Annotated in this window: 3 protein-coding genes; 1 reads left to right on the top strand and 2 read right to left on the bottom strand. The window is 53.1% G+C overall.

The annotated features are described in order from the left end of the window. A partial coding sequence (locus D5S03_RS04075) for an ATP-binding protein (protein ID WP_502697115.1) occupies positions 1 to 866 on the bottom strand: 866 nt, incomplete at its 3' end. Positions 867 to 872: 6 nt separating this feature from the next. After that, the gene (locus D5S03_RS04070) at positions 873 to 1175 is read right to left on the bottom strand and encodes a hypothetical protein (RefSeq protein WP_008871160.1); all 303 of its coding nucleotides are present in this window, start codon (positions 1173 to 1175) and stop codon (positions 873 to 875) included. 170 nt (positions 1176 to 1345) lie between these two features. Here D5S03_RS04070 and D5S03_RS04065 point away from each other — a divergent pair. Continuing rightward, positions 1346 to 2000 (top strand): nitrilase-related carbon-nitrogen hydrolase (locus D5S03_RS04065; protein WP_287042766.1); only part of this gene is annotated, 655 nt, incomplete at its 3' end.

The following is a 2000-nucleotide window of genomic DNA, read 5'->3' as shown; positions in this document are numbered from 1 at the left end:
TTCACCGCGAACTGGACATTGGACCCTCCGGTTTCAACGCCTATTTCGCGCATTATATCCAGGGAGGCGTTGCGCATGACCTGGTATTCCCTGTCGGTGAGGGTCTGGGACGGGGCTACGGTAATGGAGTCCCCGGTATGCACACCCATGGGATCCAGGTTTTCAATGGAACAGATTATAACGCAATTGTCGTTCTTGTCCCGCATGACCTCCAGTTCGAACTCTTTCCAGCCCAGGACAGATTCTTCAAGCATGATCTCATGGGTCATGCTGCAGGACAGGCCGTAGGCAGCCTTTTCCTCCAGGTCCTCCAGGTTGTAGGCGATGCCGCCCCCGGTTCCACCCAGGGTATAGGCAGGGCGGATGATGATGGGAAAGGCAATGGTACTGGTCCACTGCCTGGCCTCGTCCATGTTGCGGGCTATGCCGCTTTTGGGGACTTTGAGGCCTATGTTTTCCATGGCCCTGCGAAATTGCTCCCTGCTTTCAGCTTTCTGGATGACCGGCAGGGAAGCCCCGATGAGTTCTACGCCGTATTTTTCCAGTACTCCGTTTTCGGACAGGGCCACTGCAGTATTAAGCCCGGTCTGTCCTCCCAGGGTGGGTAAAAGGGCATCGGGTTTTTCCCTGGCGATGATGCGGGCCACTGTATCGGGTTCTATGGGTTCGATATAGGTCTGGTCGGCCAGATCCGGGTCGGTCATGATAGTGGCCGGATTGGAGTTGACCAGGACCACCTGGTAGCCTTCTTCCTTGAGGGCCTTGAGGGCCTGTGTCCCGGAGTAGTCGAACTCGCAGGCCTGTCCGATGATGATGGGTCCGGAACCAATGAGCATGATTTTTTTGATGTCGGTTCTTTTGGGCATGGATGATTACTTGTAGGTTATGGGTTTGATCCTGAGTATGATTTTCTGCCCTTTCCTGGAAATGAATCCTTCTTCCTCCAGAATGTCAATGCTTTCAAGGCATTCGGATAGCTCAAGGTCAGCCATGGCGGGCAAAAGATTCTGATATTCATCAAGTTTGTTCCAGGAATCCAGGTAGTAAAGGTTGGCCATAACGTATTTTTCGCGCCTGGACAGATGCGTGCCGGAAAAAAGCTTTTCCCGCATTTCGTCGGGCAGTTTAAGCAGAGGGGATATCTTTTCCCGGTCAAAAAAGTCTTTGATGCTCATGGCCACCTGATGCTATCGGCCTGTTTAATGAAGATGTGATATTTACTTGCAAATATGCTGCAGGTCAACAATAATCGAACCGCCTGCACGGCAGACAGAATCTGTGGCCACAAGGCTGTTCAACATACAGTAAACAGGATTGTCTGGAAATAACAGGGAGAAAACAGGGAATGAAAATCGGGCTTTTGCAGCTGAATCCCGTTGTCTGCGATTTTGAGGGCAATGCCCGGGGGATTGTCCAGGCCTGCATGGAAGCCTCCGGACAGGGCGCTGACATTTGCGTGACCCCGGAACTGGCAGTTATCGGATATCCGGCCCGGGACCTTCTATTAAGAGAGGATATCCTGGAGAAGTGTATGCAGAGCGTACGCTTTATTGCCCGGGAGACTTCAGGTGTGGGCCCTTTGCTTCTGGGGAGTCCATGGTGTTTTCCAGGCCGGACCGGAGAGGTCTACAATTCGGCCTGCCTGTTGGATAAAGGCCGGGTGATCAAGGTCTTCAGCAAGGTGCTTCTGCCTGAATACGACGTCTTTGATGAAAAGCGCTATTTTTGCGCTGCCGAGGCTCCCGGTGTTTTTGAGTACAAGGGAAAAGTAGTGGGGGTAAGCATCTGCGAAGACGCCTGGAATGACGAGGATTTCTGGGACAGGCCCAGGGGCGGGGTGAATCCCATGCAGGAACTGGCCCGGCAGGGGGCCGATATTATCATAAACATGTCCGCCTCTCCCTTCGGTCTTGGCAAGCACGGGATCAGGCAGGCCATGATGGGTTCCCTGGCGGTCAAGCACAGGGTTTTTTTCATATTCTGCAACCAGGTGGGGGGAT

The organism is Desulfonatronospira sp. MSAO_Bac3, from assembly GCF_003838035.1.
GTDB lineage: Bacteria > Desulfobacterota > Desulfovibrionia > Desulfovibrionales > Desulfonatronovibrionaceae > Desulfonatronospira > Desulfonatronospira thiodismutans.
Note: the sequence above shows the minus strand (reverse complement) of the source record. Positions and strands in the feature narration are given on the sequence as shown.